The sequence below is a fragment of the Idiomarina aminovorans genome, from assembly GCF_023155095.1.
GTDB lineage: Bacteria > Pseudomonadota > Gammaproteobacteria > Enterobacterales > Alteromonadaceae > Idiomarina > Idiomarina aminovorans.
In genome coordinates, this window is record NZ_JAKNDA010000003.1 from 210159 (window position 1) to 227391 (window position 17233).

Sequence of the window (17233 nt, forward strand, 5' to 3'; positions counted from 1 at the left end):
TACTCTCCTTAACCGTAGCGACCGGTAATATAGTCTTCGGTTTGCTTCTCAGCCGGCGTAGTAAACAGAGTATCAGTATCGGCATACTCTACCAGTTTACCCATGTACAAAAATCCCGTCTGGTCTGATACCCGCGCCGCTTGTTGCATGTTATGCGTAACAATAACGACGGTATATTTTTCTTTCAGCTCGGTAATTAATTCTTCAATGGTCAATGTCGATATGGGATCCAGAGCCGATGTTGGTTCGTCCAGCAACAGAATTTCCGGCTCAATAGCAATAGAACGTGCGATAACCACACGCTGCTGCTGACCACCCGACAAACTAAAAGCACTGGCATTTAAGCGATCTTTCACTTCATCCCATAATGCAGCACCACGCAGCGACGTTTCTACCGCTTCGTCCAGTATGCGTTTATCTTTTACCCCCTGCAAACGCAAACCATAAACCACATTCTCATAAATTGACTTAGGGAAGGGGTTCGGACGTTGAAATACCATACCCACGCGGCGGCGCAACGCTGCAACATCCACCTTTTTGTCGTAAATGTTTTGACCATGCAGAGCAATTTCACCGTCAATGCGGCAAATTTCGACTAAGTCGTTCATACGGTTTATACAACGTAATAAGGTTGATTTACCACAACCCGACGGCCCGATAAACGCGGTCACGCGGTTATTAGGGATACGCATTGAAACATCATACAGCGCCTGTTCTTCACCGTAGTAAAGGTTCAGGTTTTTAATATCTAAAGCAGTCTGTTCTGCTGGCAAATTGTGTAAATCCAGCTTTTCTAAGTTGCTTGTACCCGGGTTGACCGAAATCATAAGTTCAGACCTTTTCGCTAATTCATCAAAACTTTATTGCTCAAGTGAGCGGTATTTTTCACGTAAATGGTTACGCACACCAATAGCCGTTAAGTTCAAACCGACAATAACGGTAATTAATAAAAATGAGGTGGCGTAAACCAGCGGCCGGGCCGCTTCAACGTTCGGGCTCTGAAAGCCAACGTCGTAAATATGGAAACCCAGATGCATAAATTTGCGATCCAGATGGAAGTAAGGGAAATTCCCGTCCATTGGTAACATTGGCGCCGACTTAACCACACCCACTAACATCAGAGGCGCTACCTCACCGGCCGCTCGTGCAACCGCCAGAATTAAGCCGGTCATAATAGCCGGCGACGCCATGGGTATAACGATGCGCCAGATAGTTTCCCATTTGGTCGCGCCCAGAGACAAACTCCCCTCCCGCAAGTTTGACGGAATGCGCGACAAGCCTTCTTCGGTCGAGACAATCACTACCGGCAGGGTCAGAATAGCCAGCGTTACTGCAGACCATAAAACACCCGGCGTACCAAAAGTAGGGCTAGGCAAGGCTTCCGGATAGAAAACCTGGTCGAGACTACCGCCCACCATATAAACAAAGAAGCCTAAACCAAATACACCATAAACAATCGACGGCACACCCGCCAGGTTAATAACCGCTATACGAATCAGCTTAGTCACTGCATTTTTACCGGCGTATTCGTGCAAGTAAACGGCCGCAATAACACCAAAGGGCGTTACAATAATCGACATTAACAGCACCATGAAAACGGTGCCGAAAATCGCCGGGAACACACCACCTTCGGTATTCGCTTCGCGCGGTGGTTCAGATACAAACTTGCCGATTTGCTGGAAGAAATGCCCCAGCTTGGCGAAAAAGCCCATGTCGTTCGGAAAGTTAACGTCCAGTACCTGATACATGGGCACCTTAATTTCCTCACCACGCATATCACGCATGATCACTGAGTCACGACCGGCCTCTTCACGCAGCGCAAACAGCTCTTTCTCATATTCCAGATACTCACTCTGGAGCGCCTCACGACGGCGCTCAAAATCGTCCAAAGCTTCCTGAGTCACATTGCCGTCGAGTTCCATGCTGCGGCGCTCAAGGTTTAGTTGATTTAACTGATAGTTAATCGCACCAATTTCATTTTCCTGTAACGCCATAGCTCGTTCGTTAAGTTCTACCGCACGCTCAACACGCTTGAACAACTCAGTGCGTAAATCGCCATCAGTGACAACAGGTTCACCTTGTTGCTCCAGGGCTATAGGATAACCATAAAAATTGCCGTCTTTGGTACGCTCAATAACCGCTAAGCCAGATGGCGTTTCATCCGAGCGAATAGCCGGACCAAGCACCCAGGCGAAATCCAGAGGTACGTACTCGCGGTTACCAATTTTCATCAAGTAGCGAGTCACTTCTTCTTCCTCGTAACCATCCATGATAGTGCCCGCATTACTGACTCTTAAGGTTGGCACCGACTCACTGTCATAAATTTCACCAATGAGCGAGCGTGTTGAGCCGTCAGCCTGCTCTATAGACATTTCATGAATAGCTGCCGGCCAGAAAAATGACAGCCCGCGCCAGCCAATCATAAGTATTAGGCCAATAACCGCTATCAGGCTGATACTGACTGAACCGGCGGTTAACCAGATCCAGGGCTTTCCGGATTTAAACCATGTCTTCATTGAATTAAACCTCTGTTCCGGAATTACATTGAGCTGTATTTGTCGCGCAAGCGTTGACGCACAAATTCAGCAATGGTGTTAAAGAAGAAGGTAAATATGAACAGTACAAATGCTGCCAGGAATAAGATTCGGTAGTGCGAGCTACCCACCTCAGACTCCGGCATCTCAACCGCAATGTTTGCAGACAAGGTGCGCATACCTTCAAAGATGTTCCAGTCCATAATGGGCGTATTACCGGTGGCCATCAGCACGATCATGGTTTCGCCTACGGCACGACCCAGCCCCATCATTACCGCCGAAAAGATACCCGGGCTGGCTGTCAGCAGAACCACTTTGGTCAATGTCTGCCAGGGTGTAGCACCCAGCGCCAGCGAGCCGTTAGACAAATGTTTAGGCACGCTGAATACCGCATCTTCGGCAATTGAGAAGATGGTCGGGATAACCGCAAAACCCATCGCGATACCGACAACCAACGAGTTACGCTGGTCGAAGCTAATACCTAATTCATTGGTTAAATAACCACGCACATTGCCGTCGAACAGGGTTTCTTCAACCCATGGGCTGAGACCGAATGAAAACCAGCCGACCAACAGCACAATAGGTATCAGCAGCAACGCGGCCCGGCCATCGTTTACGGTGTTACGGATCTTGGACGGTAGCTTCGACCATAAAAATGCCGTGAGTATTATTGCCGCCGGCACCAGCAGCAAAATAGCGATGACTCCGGGGAGATACCTTTCTATGACAGGAGCCAGCCAAAGCCCGGCTAAAAAGCCAAGAATAACCGTTGGCAGAGCTTCCATAATCTCAACCGTGGGTTTCACATACTTACGGACAGAGGGTGACATAAAGTAAGCCGTGTAAACCGCAGCCGCCAACCCAATAGGTATGGCAAATAACATGGCATAAGCAGCGGCTTTAATGGTTCCGAAAGCGATAGGCACTAAACTGAATTTCGACTCAAAGTCGTCCGAGCCAGAAGTGGACTGCCAGGTATAATCAGGCTCAGGATACCCCTCATACCAGACTTCCTGCCACATAGCGCTCCAGGTCACCTCCGGGTGCTCATTATCGACATCGAACACACTGAAGCGGTCACCACTTTGCATAATCAGGTAATTGGCGCGCGGGTCTACCATCACATTCTGGAGCTTGGCTTCCAGCGGTTTGCCGCGGTACAGGTCGGCTTCTGAGGTTGTATGGAAAATACCTAAGTCACCATTTTCAGACACGGTATAAAAGGTGCGACGGTAGTATTCCACCTCAATATTTTCTACCGGAGAACCGGCATCAAAAGAGCGGATGTACTGATACTTGCGCCCCTGATCAGTCGATACCTGGAACCATTGAGATATTAACCCGGAGTCATGAGTTAACAGCACTGAACTGGCACCTGCTAACAAATACATGCCGGTGGCATTGCCCTGTTCACGCGAATCAATAACCATCAATTCTCGTTCAGTGACATCACCGCCTGTGCCGACATCGAAAACATGAACTCGATTCCCCCGGCGCGCCATAACCTGACGCAGGTCGGGAGTAACAATCAAGTCATCGATGTTACCGTTCAAGCTGATTCGGCTGAAAATCGGCTTTAATGTCACCTCACCCGTCATGAAGTTCTCTTCAGCCGTGTATTTCGTGATCAGTAAGTTATTACCGCCCTGCACAGCAGCAAACAGCATGGCTTCGCCATCGGTATCATAAGCCAGCTGCTCTAATGGCTGGCCCTGTTCATCGACAACCAGCGGGTCGCCATTGTTTAAGGTTTCAATTCTAGGCGTGATAGTACGTTCAGTGAGCCCGGTTTCCGAATTTTCGGCAAAAGTCACACCAAACTTAGGTTGCAGAACCACCGCAGAGCCATCATTTAAACCATAAGCGTACTGTTTACTGACCGGCAAACTGCTGGCAAAACTGGTTATTTTAGCGGCATCAGCCACCTGATCTCCGCTGATGATATCGCCGGCTTTTCGTTCTACCGCGGGCTTATCGTGCAAAGCAAAAAACTGGAGCTCACCGGAACTCATCAGTCGATAACCAATTTCAGCCTGCTCTTCCATACCAACGGCTTTTACTCCGGCACTGTTTGGTAGCGAAAAGCTCTGTTCTTCAGTTAAGTCAACGGAGCGGAAAATTGGCTGCACAACATAAAGTAAGTAGAAAAAGATAAGCAACAGCGCTACCAGCACCATAATGCCACCTAAAGTGACACCATAGCGGGCGGCCCGATCTTTGAACAATCGTCCCCGGTTGGCGGCTAGTTGTTGGGCTGACAGTGATGCCATCAGAAACCTCAAAATTAATTACGCATGATTTATTACTGCAGACAGTTTAGCCGATAAATATGACAGTACTGTTACACCGCTGTCATATTTCTTTAATAATGCAGAAATAGCGACAAAAAAGCCGGTAGCAAGCTACCGGCGATATAATCACACCGATGGATTACTCTAAACCTAACTTCTTAAGTTCAGCATCAACTACTGCTTTTGGTAATGCAATGTAGCCGTCTTTATTGACAATATCCTGACCTGTTTTTGATAAAAGCATGCGCAGGAATTCACCTTCTGCTTTACCCAACGGCTTAGTCGGATGCTTATTCACGTACACATACAGAAAACGTGCTAGCGGATACTCACCCGTTAATGAGTTCTCGCGATTGGCTTCTACAAAAGGCTGGCCTTGTGCTTTCGCTAAAGGCACCGTTTTTATGCCCGAAGTCACATAACCAATACCAGAGTAACCCACGGCATTTATTGATGTCGATACCGACTGCACAACCGATGCTGAACCTGGCTGCTCGTTTACACCAGAGCGGAAGTCGCCATCGCATAAGGCTTCTTCTTTGAAGTAACCATAAGTTCCGGATACCGAGTTACGGCCATAAAGCTGCAAGTCACGATTCGTCCATTCATCTTCCATTCCAAGGTCACCCCAACGGCGAATCTGTTGGTTCAGGCCACACTTGCGCGTTGATGAAAAAATCGCATCAACTTCTGCGATAGTTAACCCGTCAATCGGGTTATCTTTATGTACAAAAACCGCCAGCGCATCAATGGCGACTCTTACCGCTGTCGGCTTGTAACCATGACGTTTTTCAAAAGACTCAATTTCTTTTGATTTCATTGCACGGCTCATAGGCCCGAAGTTTGAAGTCCCTTCGGTTAACCCCGGAGGCGCTGTCGATGAACCCGCAGCCTGAACCTGAAAGTTCACACTAGGGTACATGCGTTGAAACTCTTCGCTCCAGAACGTCACCATGTTAGCAAGCGTGTCTGAACCAACGGATGTCAGGTTACCTGACAGTCCACTGACTTTTTCATACTCGGGTAAATCGTCAGTGGCGGCGGCTAGTGAGCTAAAAGCCAATGAACCGGCAACAACTAAGCCGGTTAATGTTTTGTTCAAAGTTGATTGAAACATAGTGTATTCACCTCTAAGGGTTATTGAGCTGTTTTCGGATTATGGCCAGTTTAAGACGTTTTTGTGACAACTTTATGACAATGTGAAAAATTTATGACTGATTGACTAAAAGCCCGCTTGGAATGCGAAAAGAAAAACGGCTGCCCTTTGCTACTGAGCTATTAATATCCAACTGTGAGTTATGATGTTCTATCGCATGTTTGACAATAGAAAGCCCTAACCCAGTACCGCCACTGGTACTATTGCGGTCATCTTCAACCCGGTAAAACCGCTCGGTCAAACGTGGTAAATGTTCTGCCGCAATCCCTTTGCCATTATCTGTCACGCTGAACTCAGCTCCACCGGCTACAAGCTTCCAGCTAACTGTGACGATACCACCATCGGCGGTGTAATTAATCGCGTTGGTTATCAGGTTTTGCATAGCACTTCGCAACAAATTTTCTTTTCCGTATATTTTGACAGGAGCTATCTGAAATTCTATCTGGTGCTGCTTTACCTCGTTTAAGCGATTTGCCTCAGCCTGCAATTGTTCCAGCATAGCCGGCATATCAACTTTATGGTCGAATACGTCATCACTGGGGGTTTCCATGCGTGATAAAGTCAGTAACTGATCAACCAGATTAGACATTCGCGTACTTTGGGCATTCATGTTTTCCACCGCTTTTTTCAGCATAGCCGGGGGAGTCTGCTCGGGCTCGTCTACCATTTCCAGATAACCCTGCAATACGGTCAACGGTGTCTTTAATTCGTGTGAAACATTGGCTACGAATTCGCGACGTAAGTTTTCCAGACGCCTTAACTGAGTCACATCGCGGGCAACCAATAAAAACTGGTCTTCACTGTAAGGCATGATACGAATTTCAATGTTCAGGCTGTCCCGTATAGGCGACGGAATTGTCAGTTCTTGTTCAAACTTACCCTCATTCAGGTAAGCATGAAATTCCGGGTGGCGGATTAGGTTAGACAGTCGCTGCCCGGCGTCGTCTGGCCAGCGTAAACCAAAATAGAACTGCGCTAATTTGTTACTCCATAGCAAGGCTCCGTCATCGCGGAAAACGATAGCGGCATCCGGCAAGGCTTCAGCGGCTTCACGAAAACGGCGTAACAAACGCGCCAGCGCTTTACGGCGCCTTTGACTGCGACGCTGGGAGCGATAAATACCATCGTAAATGTAAGCCCAGCTGCCTGGCGCAGAAGGTGGCATTAAAGTACGGCTTTGCCACAACCATTTAATTAATTTTTGCTGGTAGTAATAATGCCAGCAGGCCAGACCTAATAAGGCCACTGCCATCACTATCCAAAACACGCCAAACAGCCAACCAACAAACAAAAAAGGCAGCAAAAATAGAAATAAACCAGTCAACGACTGCCAGTTAGAATAGTTCTTATCCATGCTAAATCAGCCTGAACTTAGCGATTTGAGAAGCGATAACCGACACCTCGCACGGTTTGAATCAAACGCTCATAACCGTATTCAGTTAACGCCTTACGTAAGCGCCGAATGTGCACATCAACCGTTCTGTCTTCAACGTAAACATTAGTGCCCCACACATGGTCGAGTAATTGCTCCCGACTGTAGACCCGCTCCGGGTGGGTCATAAAAAAGTGCAATAATTTGAACTCAGTCGGTCCCATATCAATGCCTTTCTCATCCACTGAAATACGGTGTGATACCGGGTCTAGTTGTAAGCCTTCAACCTCCAGTGGCTCATCCAGAACCGTTGGCGCAACCCGGCGAAAAACCGCACGCATACGTGCCATGAGTTCTTTTGGCGAAAATGGCTTGGTAATGTAGTCATCAGCGCCGACTTCCAGCCCTCTAATTTTATCTTCTTCCTCACCTTTTGCCGTGAGCATGATAATAGGAATGTTGCGGGTAAAATCATCGCCTTTAATCTTTTTAGCCAACTGCAGACCAGAACCGCCAGGAAGCATCCAGTCCAGCAACACCATATCCGGATATGGTTCAGCAATTTTTTCAACAGCAGCATCAAAATCATTAGCTTCTACAGCCTGATACCCATGTTGTTCCATAACAAAGCACAACATTTCGCGAATGGGGGCTTCGTCTTCAACGATCAGAATTCTGCGTGACATGCATTGGTTCCCTAATATGAACTGATGTTGCAATTATTACTAAATAGTATGACACTTTTATGAAGCCGGACACATTTGCGTAAAATTTCTTATATCAATATGCAGAGAGCAGCTGTAATAATTCGTAAACAATGGGCAGAGAAACAAAGGCAAACAGAATGCCATAACCCACCATGGCGGCCGACAGGCGTGGCGCCAAGCCTGCCATAATAGCAACAGCCCCGGCGGTTATCATGGGCGGCATAGCGCTTTCAAATACAGTGACCTGAATTAATGTGCTGTCGAAACCAAACCCATACAACAGGCCAATTGTCAGCGCCGGCATTAACACTAACTTGGTCAACAGGCCAACGGTTAAGGGGGTTTTACTGCCCTTAGGCAAGCGAAATTTCAATTGAAAACCGACCGCTATCATAATAACCGGCACCAAAGTCACCGCGAGGGAGTCAATCAGTCGCTGAAATACATCAGGATAAGTCAACGACTTTGTTAGCAAGGCAATAATCAACGCAATAAACGGCGGAAAAGTGCTGATTTGTCGGATAACGCTTAAAAGGGTCGGTTTTTCATTCTGTTCGCGGTACAGCGCTATAATAATGGTTGAATAGACGGCCAGGCCAAAAAAGGAACCGAACTGATCGTAAAGCAGACCGTAGACGATAGCATCACTGTCGTAAAAGGCCTCTATCATCGGGAAACCAAAAAATGAGGTATTACCGAGTGGCACACAAATAAGCAGTGCCCCGACCACTTCTCTTGGCCACTTAAACGCTCGCCCCAACAGCCATATAAAAACCGCGCTAACAAGTAATAAAACCCAGGGAATAATAACGGGGATTAGCAGGTCGGAAGAAAACTCCAGCGCCGGCACTTTGCTAAAAATAACACCGGGTAATGCCGCATAGATAACATAGAGGTTCAGAACTTGCGCGGTGTCATCCGGGAACTTGCGGCTGCGCTTCAGGATAAAACCAATGAGTAAATAAAGACCCAATACTGCCAGGTTGATCATAGCGTACAGATAGGTTAAGAGTGACCGCTATAGTGTAGCCTGACAACCTGAGTCAGGCTACTTTTGCGTTTTAAGCTTACCAGGAAAAGTCGTGCCGGATGCCCACAGCAACAAAGTCTTGCTCAACTCCCGGAGTCGCATTACAACCGCGGGTAGAAAACAAGGCGATGTCACATTCACGACCGGTGTACCAGGCATAGACACGGGTATCGCCACTGAAGAAGTAATCAGCGCCTAATGACAACGATGAATCGCTGTCGTCGGCAGCATCAACGACTTGATATTGCGCTTTAAACACCCAGTTTTGGTAAGGGTGCGCCGCACTCATTAAATAGCCATCGGAATCGTTAGAGCCGTTAATGGTTTCAAATTGCTGCAGCACAACCCCAACCCGAGTCTGACCCAACTGAGTGGCACCCGTCAGCTGAGTAATATCATAACCATTAACGTCGCGGTCAAAGGCCAGAGCCGCGTAGTAATTGGTTTTTTTCAGTTTACTGTCGCCATAAAGCAGGCCAAATGAAAAACCGTCATCCTGGTTGTCATTTTCTGACGCAATATAGGTGACACCAACCTTAAAATGGCTGAATGAGGGAGAATAGTAAGTCAGCGTATTGTCAGGGCGGTTTTCACCACGGAACAAGCCTTTCACATCAGCTTCAAAGTCTTTGAACTCGTCTACCGAGCCTTGAGAGTCTTTTAAAAAGGTATCGTAGCGGCCAATCATGACCTCACCGAAGTTACTGCGCAAACCGACAACCTGGTTCCGGTTGGACACGGCATCGTCGTCGTCATCGGAGTCGGCTAAATCGATACCAAACTCAATGTGATAAAAAACCTCTAAATTTGACTCCAGCTCAGCGGCGCCTTTAAAACCAAACCGCGAGGAATTACTGACAACCTCCGTGTCTGCACCGCTACCATAGTCATTGCTTTGTAACGACACATTTGCCCGGCCGTAAACCGTTAAACGGTCATCGTCGTTAGCAAAAACCGGAAAACTGGCCACAGTGGCAGCAATCAACAACGGTGCCGAGTACTTTTTCATTATTATCCCCATAAGACAAAACATTAAACTGTATAAATTCCGCGCACATTATAATGATCTCGCTAATTATTACAGTTTTTTTTCTCTTATGAGTTAATTGCATGATATTTTTGTTACAAAGCCGTTATCGATTGTTTCCTATTGTAATTTTGCCATTTGCTGTTGTTGTTTATGCTGACTTTTTGCGTATTTCAGCCATTGCTTTGCTTGCCGTTGGGTTGCTTCCCGGCCTCCGGCCTGCTCAAAAGACTCAACAGCCTGCTCGTAACGTTTTAAGTTCAGTAGCGCCATGCCTTCTGCCAGGTACAAATTACCTTCGTTGTCCAAATCACCTTTAGTGAGCGCCTGTTTTGCGTATTCCACGGCTTTTTCATTGTTATCAAGCGTTAAATAGAGCTGCGCTATTTGTGCTGCAAATTTTCCGTGTTCCACTCTGGCGGAGGCTTTTTTGTAGACACCGATGGCTTTTTCGTACTCTTTTGCCTGAGTATAGGCTTGAGCCACAAACTTTAAGTTATCCACGGATGCATCCACTTTTCCGTTAGCAATAGCTTCTTGCATGGTTTCAGCCGCTTTATAGGGCAATTCATTAAAGTAGTACGCCTGAGCCAGCTGCCGCCATTCACTGCCTTTTTTAACAAAGCTCTGCTGATGCGCCGCTTCTAAAACCGCCAGCTGCTTTTCATCCTGCTCTAACTGTGCGTAAACACCCGCCAGTTGTAACCAATATTCCGGCTTACTGTAATCAGCAACCAAACGCTCCATCACCTTAGCCACCTGCTTCGGTTGTTCCAGCTCGTAATGCAGTGCGCGTTTTAATATCAACCAATTTTCATCGGGCGTTTTTTGTCTTGCGTCTGCCGCGGCAATGGCTTTATCAATAAGCGGCAGAGCTGCGCGGTGATCACCCGCCTGATAGTTCGCCTGAGCTTTTAGTACCCAGGCCTGACTCAGCTCGGTTTTTTCAGCTAAGCTTTCCCACTGCCCTAAAAAAGCAATGGCACGCTTAAACTGACCATCACTTAACGCAAGCTGAGCCAGGCTGAACAGTGTACTTTTTTGCAAAGATTCAGGAATAGGAGACTCTTTCACCACCTTCTCAAAATAATTGATTGCCTGTTTGGTATTGCCTTGCTCGTAATGCATAAAGCCATAAAAGTTCCACATCATGGCGCGTTCATAGCTGTTCATGCTATCGGCTTTTTCTGCCACGTCGCTGAGTATCGAGAGTCCCTCAGCCAGGTTACCATTGTCAGCCTGCTCCTGGGCCCGTGCCAACTGACCATAAACTTTCTCCCGCAATGCAGGCACTCGTTCTGTTTGTTGCGCCAGCACCGGATGCGCAAAAGCCAGCCAACACCCGCAAACCGCCAACGCTATGAATTTTAGTTTCATAAGTCACCCATTCAGTTCATTTCAAAGGTCATGCGGTTGCGCACACCATCCACTTCTACCGCTTCACCATCTATAACCCGAGGTTTGTATTTGAACTTCAGTACCGCGTCCATCGCCGCCTGGTCAAAAATGCCTTCCGGTTCCGCTTCTACCACGACCGGGTCCCGCACCGAGCCTTGTTTGGTCACGCTAAACTCAACCACCACATAGCCTTCTATGCCACGTTGCAATGCTCTGCGAGGGTACGCCGCCTGAACCTTAACAATAGGCAGATACTCGCCATCGCTGGCTTGTAGTGACATGCCGTTGCCAATATCGGCACCGCTATCCACATTGGCTGAAAAATCGTAACCAGAGCCACCATCAGTATCCGCTATATCATTATTCATCTGTGGCTGCGGCAATTCTTCAGGCGGCTGCTCAGGCTCTGGCGGACGCTCGGGCTTGCGCTCTTTCTCCTGCACTTGTTCAGGTTCTGGCGTACGGACAAAGTCCAGAACACTGCCGCGTGGCGGTTCGCTCATCGCGCCTTCGCCGCCACTAATTAACGACTGCATCAGATAAAACAGTCCAATGGTGACAACAGCCGCAACCAATAATGCTGCCAGGAATCTCATCATTTACTCTTCATCCGTTGCTACAGAAACGTCGTAAACCCCCGCTGAGCGGGCCGCATCCATCACCTTAATCAGCACCCGCGTGTTTGATTCCTCATCAGCCTGGATCACCACAGATCCCTGCGGGTTCTCTGCGTACAAGCGTTCAATATTGGCCTGTACTGCGCGCACATCGACCTGGCGTTTATCAATCCAAATTTCATTGCTTTCACTTATTGCAATCAGAATGTTAGCGCGATCTTTTTGCACGGCAGTAGCGGCGTCGGGGCGGTTCACATCAATACCGGCTTCTTTCACGAAAGACGCCGTGACAATGAAGAAAATGAGCATAATGAACACCACATCCAGCATTGGCGTCATATCAATCGCACTTTCTTCTTCTTCAACTAAGTTGGCAAAATGCTGTTTCATAATCGTGTCCTCAACATCACCTTAGTGACGCTCTAATAAAATTTTGTCTTCCAGCTTCATGCGTTCCCGACGGGTTGTGCGTTGTAGCCACGTTGCTGCGAATACTCCGGACAAAGCCCCCACCATACCGGCCATTGTCGGGATGGTTGCTTTAGAGACGCCCGAGGCCATTGACCGCGCACTGCCAGTTCCGGTCACCGCCATCACGTCAAACACTTCAATCATGCCGGTCACTGTGCCCATTAAACCGAGCAAAGGACACAGCGCGACTAAGGCTTTTATGACGGGTAAATTGCCGCCTAACGCTATGCTGACGCGTGAAATCATGGCCTGCCGAATTTGCTCCGCGTTCCAGGAGGACTTATCTTCCCGCTCCTGCCAGCGTTTGCGTACTTCTTTCACATTGGTGCGATGGCCATTGAGATAGTAAAAAATGCGTTCCAGAATCATTAACCACATGGTAAAAATGAGGATTCCGATGACCAGCAGAACTTGCCCGCCGGCCTCGATGAAATCTCTAATCGCATTACTGAATTCAATGAGAAATAACACGGTTACTCTCCTCGCTCAGACCGCTCCGACCGTTCCGCAATAATGCCCGATGCTTGTTCCTGCAGAATATGAATCAGGTTTTTGCTGCGAGTATGTAACGTTGCGAACAGCAACGTCATTGGAATAGCAACGACCAGACCCAGTACTGTCGTTACCAATGCCTGCGAAATACCACCGGCCATCAGTTTCGGGTCACCCGTGCCAAATAAGGTAATTGCCTGGAAGGTTTTGATCATACCGGTTACGGTTCCCAACAGACCCATTAGCGGTGCAACCACTGAGATAATCTTAATAAAGGTCAGGTTGCGGGTTATCTTAGGTACTTCCCGGAGGATACCCTCACTCAGCTTAAGCTCCAGCGTTTCGGTATCTGCCTGCGGGTATTTGTCTTTAAGAAGCATAACGCGACCCAGCGGGTTATCATCACTGGGTTTTGCTTTCTTCAACTGACGCTTCACTTTATTGCCCAGTAGCATCAGTGACACCAAACGTTCCAGCGCGAACAGCAGACCAATAGCGCCTAATGCCAGAATGATGTAACCCACGGTACCACCCTGGTCGACACGTTCACTCAAGCTGGGAGCCTGAACTAATAAACTAAGAATGGAGCCGCCGGTTGGGTCTAACCCAAAGGTGACAATACCGCTGTCTTTTTGCTGAATGTCTTCAGCTGTGCTTAGATAACGCCCGGAAGGTTGACGCACCAACTCAGCAACCGAACCCGTCGAGCTCATACGTTCCAGGTACTTGCCGTCAGCCACTAAATTAAAGGCACCCACACGAACCACTTGCTGCTCGGCTTTGTCACCGTTTGCGGCGGTCACTTTTGTATTAAATTCCGCGACTTTGCCAGACTCAGTCATTTCTTGCTGCAAGGCAAACCAGACACTTTCAATGTCTTCAATGGAGGCCAGCTTAGACGAGGACCCCATACGTTCCGCCAGCTCAGACAACTGCTCTGCCCGACCCGGGTACTGAGCCGATATTACCGAGTTATTAAAATTACTGGAGGCGTCATTAGCAACCTGTTGCAGCACACCAAATAACTCTTTCAGTGACCCCATACGTTGCGTCAGGGTGTCACTCAAATTGCCTAAATCTACTTCGTTTTGCTCAAATTGTGTTTCTAACTGCTCTGCCCGTTGCTCCAGCCGGTTTCTTTCAGCAATAGCGTCGGCCAGCATCGCTTTTTGCTCTTGCTCTTTTTCACGAAAGCGCTGCTCACGCTGCTTGTTATTCTCTGACTGAGAAAACTGACCTTGCTGTAACTGCTGTAACAATTCGTCTAAGTTGATTGGATCCTGCGGAGCCGGTGCCGCCATTGCCGCAACCGAAGCGATGGTCAACGCCATTACCGAAAACCACTGTGCAATACGTTTTAAATTCATGGCTATCACTCCTTATTGGCCTGCGCTGTTGTTCGTTGAAGCGGTCGACTTGTTTGCAAACAACGGCATCATCAACAAGTCAGGTGCCAGTTGTTTTTTAGCAATACGAATGGCTTCTTTAATTTCAGGTAAGTACTTACTATCAAGCGCCTGCCAACTGCGTTGCTGCTGATTCCAGATACCCAAATGTTGTCCGTCGCGGGTCTTATAAATGAGCGCAACACGACCAATACGCAGGTAGGTAACATCTTGCTGCTGTCCGTTAATCTCATGTTCAGCGCTATAAGCTTCGATATTACGGCCGTAGTCAGCTTCTATCTGATACGCTTCCATTACCCGGCGAAATTTTTCAGAAACATCCACATTGGCTCTTTCCATTAAATCATTGAGATGTTGTAAGCGCTCACTTCGTTCGGTCTGCAAAAACGGCACATCCAGTTCAACAAAAGATTCCAGCGAATCAATCATTCGCAGCATCAGCGGTGTAATTTGGCGCTCGACATAACTGACCTGATCAATGGAGTTATTGATGTCCTGTTTCTCGCTTTCCTGACTGCCAATTTGCTGTTCAACCTGTGCGGTATAAACTTTTAGCCCATCAATTTCTTTCATGATGCGTTTATACTGTTGCAGTCGTTCCTGCATGTCATCAGAAATCTGATCGATGGTTAGCTGTGATTGACGAGCGGAATCATTAATCGAGGACGCCTGCTCTACCACAGGCTCCAGCGTATCCTGTTGCGAATAAACCGGTGCCGCAACTAAAGTAGCAATAGCTAAAGCGCCAGCAGAAGTAATAAACTTCATAATTAAGACCTTTGTGAATTAATTTATGGCGACTTTAGTGACTTTTCGTGACAGCTTCATGACTTTAATGTGTCATTTTTATGTCAATGCAGGGTATTGGCATTGACGGCCTTATTGCGTTATTTCATTCAATGAATTAGTTTACTCTTATTCGTTCAATTCGTGACTTCAGTTTATGGCAATCAAAAGTATTTCATCCTCCTTATTAACCCGGGTTCTCTCTGTCTATTTTTTGCTGACATTGATAGTAACCGCGGTGCAGATAGGCGCTGAATACTTTGATACTAAACGTGTACTGATTGCCGAACTGCAAAATCAGCAGAGTACCTTCAACGGCTCTCTGACCCGCTCGCTCTGGGAATTCAACAGTAATCAGATTGATACTATTGCCGACGGCCTTATTAGTATCCCCGCCATTGCCGGCGTTCTTATTCGCGACGACGCCGGAAATATTCTGGTACAGCTGGGCGAAACCACAGAAATGAGCGACTTACCGAATGACAACAGCGAAGGCATGTTATTACCAGAGCGCGAAGGTATTTTTGGTTACTACGACTCATTAATATTCGAGTTTTCCGGTCACTCTACCAAAGTGGGTGATGTCAGCCTGTTTTCAACGCGCGATATTGCTATTGACCGTATAAAAGTGAGTCTGGGCTTTATTATTGGTAACGCCATTATTAAAAGTACGTTCCTTATTATACTTTTCACCATTGCCTTTAACCGTATGTTAAGCCGTCCGCTGGGTGACCTGACGCAGCAAATTAAGGGCTTCCGGCTGGATAACCTGGAACGCTCAAGAATTCGCCTGAACAACCAGCACAATAACGAGCTGGTGTTAGTAGAGCAGGCTTATAACCAATTACTCGACAATATTGAAGAGTACCAGGGCGACTTAGACCGGACGCAAAACAAACTCAAAGCAGCCAACCGTCAACTGGACGAACAAAATGCCATACTGGAACAGGAAGTCGCGCGTAAAACATCACGTTTAAGTCAGGTTATGCTGGACCTGGAACAACGTAAAAACGAACTGGAAATGCGTCAGGACAAGCTGGAACGTGAAATTGGCCAGCGGCGTACCATAGAAAAGACCTTACGTCAGTCTAACCAACGTCTGGAATCTTCTTTGAATCACTTACGTGAAACTCAGCAACAGTTGATTGAATCAGAAAAAATGGCCTCATTAGGCGGCCTGGTTGCCGGCATTACTCACGACGTTAACACGCCGATAGGCATTAGTGTCACCGCCTCTTCTTACCTGCGCGAAAAACTGGATACGCTGGACCAGTCACTGCTTAATAAAGAGCTGACGCAGTCACAGTTAAAGAAATTTATTGAAGAGGGTCGCGAAAGCCTCAACTTATTAGACAATAACTTACACCGCGCTTCCGACCTTATCAGTAGCTTTAAACAAGTCGCCGTCGACCAGGCATCGGATGCCATCCGTGACATTAATCTGAAAAGTTATATTGAAGACTTGGTCCAGTCACTGCAACCTCACCTAAAAAAGACCAAACATCGGGTACAGCTTGAGTGCGCCGATGACATTTTCATACGTTGCCCGGCGGGTGCTTTGTCGCAGATTTTTACCAATTTGATCCTCAACTCGTTACGCCATGCGTTTGACGGTATTGAGGAGGGCATAATGACTATTTCTATTCAATTAGAGGACGAAACGATAGAGATTCGTTATTCCGACAACGGTAATGGTTTATCCGATTCTCAGCTTAATCGCTTATTTGACCCCTTCTTTACCACCAAACGAAACCAGGGCGGCAGCGGATTAGGCACTCATATTGTCAGAAACCTGGTAACCCAAACTTTATCCGGCGATATTAAAGCCGAAAGCCAACCCGGCGGAGGTTTGAGCTATTTCTTTTCGTTTCCTGTAAAGGTTTTACACTGACAGCTCAGTGCTAACGGGCTACAATCGCAAACCTTATCTTTGGTTTATTTGTTGC

The 17233-nt window shown here is 47.4% G+C and carries 15 protein-coding genes; 1 reads left to right on the forward strand and 14 read right to left on the reverse strand.

Annotated features, from left to right (window positions below; genetic code table 11):
* Nucleotides 1-8: 8 nt before the first annotated feature.
* From pstB to L8G48_RS07695, 14 genes are all read right to left on the reverse strand, one after another.
* Nucleotides 9-827 (reverse strand): phosphate ABC transporter ATP-binding protein PstB, encoded by an 819-nt coding sequence (pstB, locus tag L8G48_RS07630; RefSeq protein ID WP_248264006.1) that lies wholly within the window; start codon nt 825-827, stop codon nt 9-11.
* Between the two features lie 33 nt (nt 828-860).
* Nucleotides 861-2516, reverse strand: coding sequence for a phosphate ABC transporter permease PstA (gene pstA / locus L8G48_RS07635; protein WP_248264007.1), 1656 nt, complete (start codon nt 2514-2516; stop codon nt 861-863).
* A 23-nt stretch (nt 2517-2539) separates the two neighbouring features.
* Entirely contained in the window at nt 2540-4804 is a 2265-nt protein-coding gene (locus L8G48_RS07640; protein ID WP_248264008.1) for an ABC transporter permease subunit, read from the reverse strand.
* Nucleotides 4805-4964: 160 nt separating this feature from the next.
* Nucleotides 4965-5942: a PstS family phosphate ABC transporter substrate-binding protein gene (locus L8G48_RS07645; protein WP_248264009.1), complete on the reverse strand. Its 978-nt coding sequence runs from the start codon at nt 5940-5942 to the stop codon at nt 4965-4967.
* A gap of 91 nt (nt 5943-6033) precedes the next feature.
* Nucleotides 6034-7335, reverse strand: a complete 1302-nt coding sequence (phoR, locus tag L8G48_RS07650; protein ID WP_248264010.1) for a phosphate regulon sensor histidine kinase PhoR — start codon at nt 7333-7335, stop codon at nt 6034-6036.
* 17 nt (nt 7336-7352) lie between these two features.
* Complete coding sequence (gene phoB / locus L8G48_RS07655) at nt 7353-8039, reverse strand: phosphate regulon transcriptional regulator PhoB (protein WP_248264011.1); 687 nt, start codon at nt 8037-8039, stop codon at nt 7353-7355.
* Between the two features lie 94 nt (nt 8040-8133).
* Nucleotides 8134-9051, reverse strand: a complete 918-nt coding sequence (locus tag L8G48_RS07660; protein ID WP_248264012.1) for an AEC family transporter — start codon at nt 9049-9051, stop codon at nt 8134-8136.
* A gap of 76 nt (nt 9052-9127) precedes the next feature.
* Complete coding sequence (locus L8G48_RS07665; protein ID WP_248264013.1) at nt 9128-10099, reverse strand: porin; 972 nt, start codon at nt 10097-10099, stop codon at nt 9128-9130.
* Between the two features lie 138 nt (nt 10100-10237).
* Complete coding sequence (locus L8G48_RS07670) at nt 10238-11494, reverse strand: tetratricopeptide repeat protein (RefSeq protein ID WP_248264014.1); 1257 nt, start codon at nt 11492-11494, stop codon at nt 10238-10240.
* A gap of 11 nt (nt 11495-11505) precedes the next feature.
* On the reverse strand, nt 11506-12114 hold the full coding sequence (locus tag L8G48_RS07675) for an energy transducer TonB (protein ID WP_248264015.1): 609 nt from the start codon (nt 12112-12114) through the stop codon (nt 11506-11508).
* Nucleotides 12115-12522, reverse strand: a complete 408-nt coding sequence (locus L8G48_RS07680; RefSeq protein WP_248264016.1) for an ExbD/TolR family protein — start codon at nt 12520-12522, stop codon at nt 12115-12117.
* Nucleotides 12523-12543: 21 nt separating this feature from the next.
* Nucleotides 12544-13074, reverse strand: coding sequence for a MotA/TolQ/ExbB proton channel family protein (locus tag L8G48_RS07685; protein ID WP_248264017.1), 531 nt, complete (start codon nt 13072-13074; stop codon nt 12544-12546).
* A gap of 2 nt (nt 13075-13076) precedes the next feature.
* Nucleotides 13077-14462, reverse strand: a complete 1386-nt coding sequence (locus L8G48_RS07690) for a MotA/TolQ/ExbB proton channel family protein (RefSeq protein ID WP_443986713.1) — start codon at nt 14460-14462, stop codon at nt 13077-13079.
* A gap of 12 nt (nt 14463-14474) precedes the next feature.
* Entirely contained in the window at nt 14475-15269 is a 795-nt protein-coding gene (locus L8G48_RS07695; RefSeq protein ID WP_248264018.1) for a DUF3450 domain-containing protein, read from the reverse strand.
* Nucleotides 15270-15444: 175 nt separating this feature from the next.
* Between L8G48_RS07695 and L8G48_RS07700 the strand changes: the two genes are divergently transcribed.
* Nucleotides 15445-17178 carry a sensor histidine kinase gene (locus tag L8G48_RS07700; RefSeq protein WP_248264019.1) on the forward strand — a complete coding sequence of 578 codons (1734 nt, stop codon included), beginning with the start codon at nt 15445-15447 and terminating at the stop codon, nt 17176-17178.
* Nucleotides 17179-17233 lie beyond the last annotated feature (55 nt).

Bases quoted from the DNA above. Each gene is read 5' to 3' on its own strand.
- pstB (WP_248264006.1), bottom strand. From the start codon at position 827: ATGATTTCGGTCAACCCGGGTACAAGCAACTTAGAAAAGCTGGATTTA.
- pstA (WP_248264007.1), bottom strand. From the start codon at position 2,516: ATGAAGACATGGTTTAAATCCGGAAAGCCCTGGATCTGGTTAACCGCC.
- L8G48_RS07640 (WP_248264008.1), bottom strand. From the start codon at position 4,804: ATGGCATCACTGTCAGCCCAACAACTAGCCGCCAACCGGGGACGATTG.
- L8G48_RS07645 (WP_248264009.1), bottom strand. From the start codon at position 5,942: ATGTTTCAATCAACTTTGAACAAAACATTAACCGGCTTAGTTGTTGCC.
- phoR (WP_248264010.1), bottom strand. From the start codon at position 7,335: ATGGATAAGAACTATTCTAACTGGCAGTCGTTGACTGGTTTATTTCTA.
- phoB (WP_248264011.1), bottom strand. From the start codon at position 8,039: ATGTCACGCAGAATTCTGATCGTTGAAGACGAAGCCCCCATTCGCGAA.
- L8G48_RS07660 (WP_248264012.1), bottom strand. From the start codon at position 9,051: ATGATCAACCTGGCAGTATTGGGTCTTTATTTACTCATTGGTTTTATC.
- L8G48_RS07665 (WP_248264013.1), bottom strand. From the start codon at position 10,099: ATGAAAAAGTACTCGGCACCGTTGTTGATTGCTGCCACTGTGGCCAGT.
- L8G48_RS07670 (WP_248264014.1), bottom strand. From the start codon at position 11,494: ATGAAACTAAAATTCATAGCGTTGGCGGTTTGCGGGTGTTGGCTGGCT.
- L8G48_RS07675 (WP_248264015.1), bottom strand. From the start codon at position 12,114: ATGATGAGATTCCTGGCAGCATTATTGGTTGCGGCTGTTGTCACCATT.
- L8G48_RS07680 (WP_248264016.1), bottom strand. From the start codon at position 12,522: ATGAAACAGCATTTTGCCAACTTAGTTGAAGAAGAAGAAAGTGCGATT.
- L8G48_RS07690 (WP_443986713.1), bottom strand. From the start codon at position 14,462: ATGAATTTAAAACGTATTGCACAGTGGTTTTCGGTAATGGCGTTGACC.
- L8G48_RS07695 (WP_248264018.1), bottom strand. From the start codon at position 15,269: ATGAAGTTTATTACTTCTGCTGGCGCTTTAGCTATTGCTACTTTAGTT.
- L8G48_RS07700 (WP_248264019.1), top strand. From the start codon at position 15,445: ATGGCAATCAAAAGTATTTCATCCTCCTTATTAACCCGGGTTCTCTCT.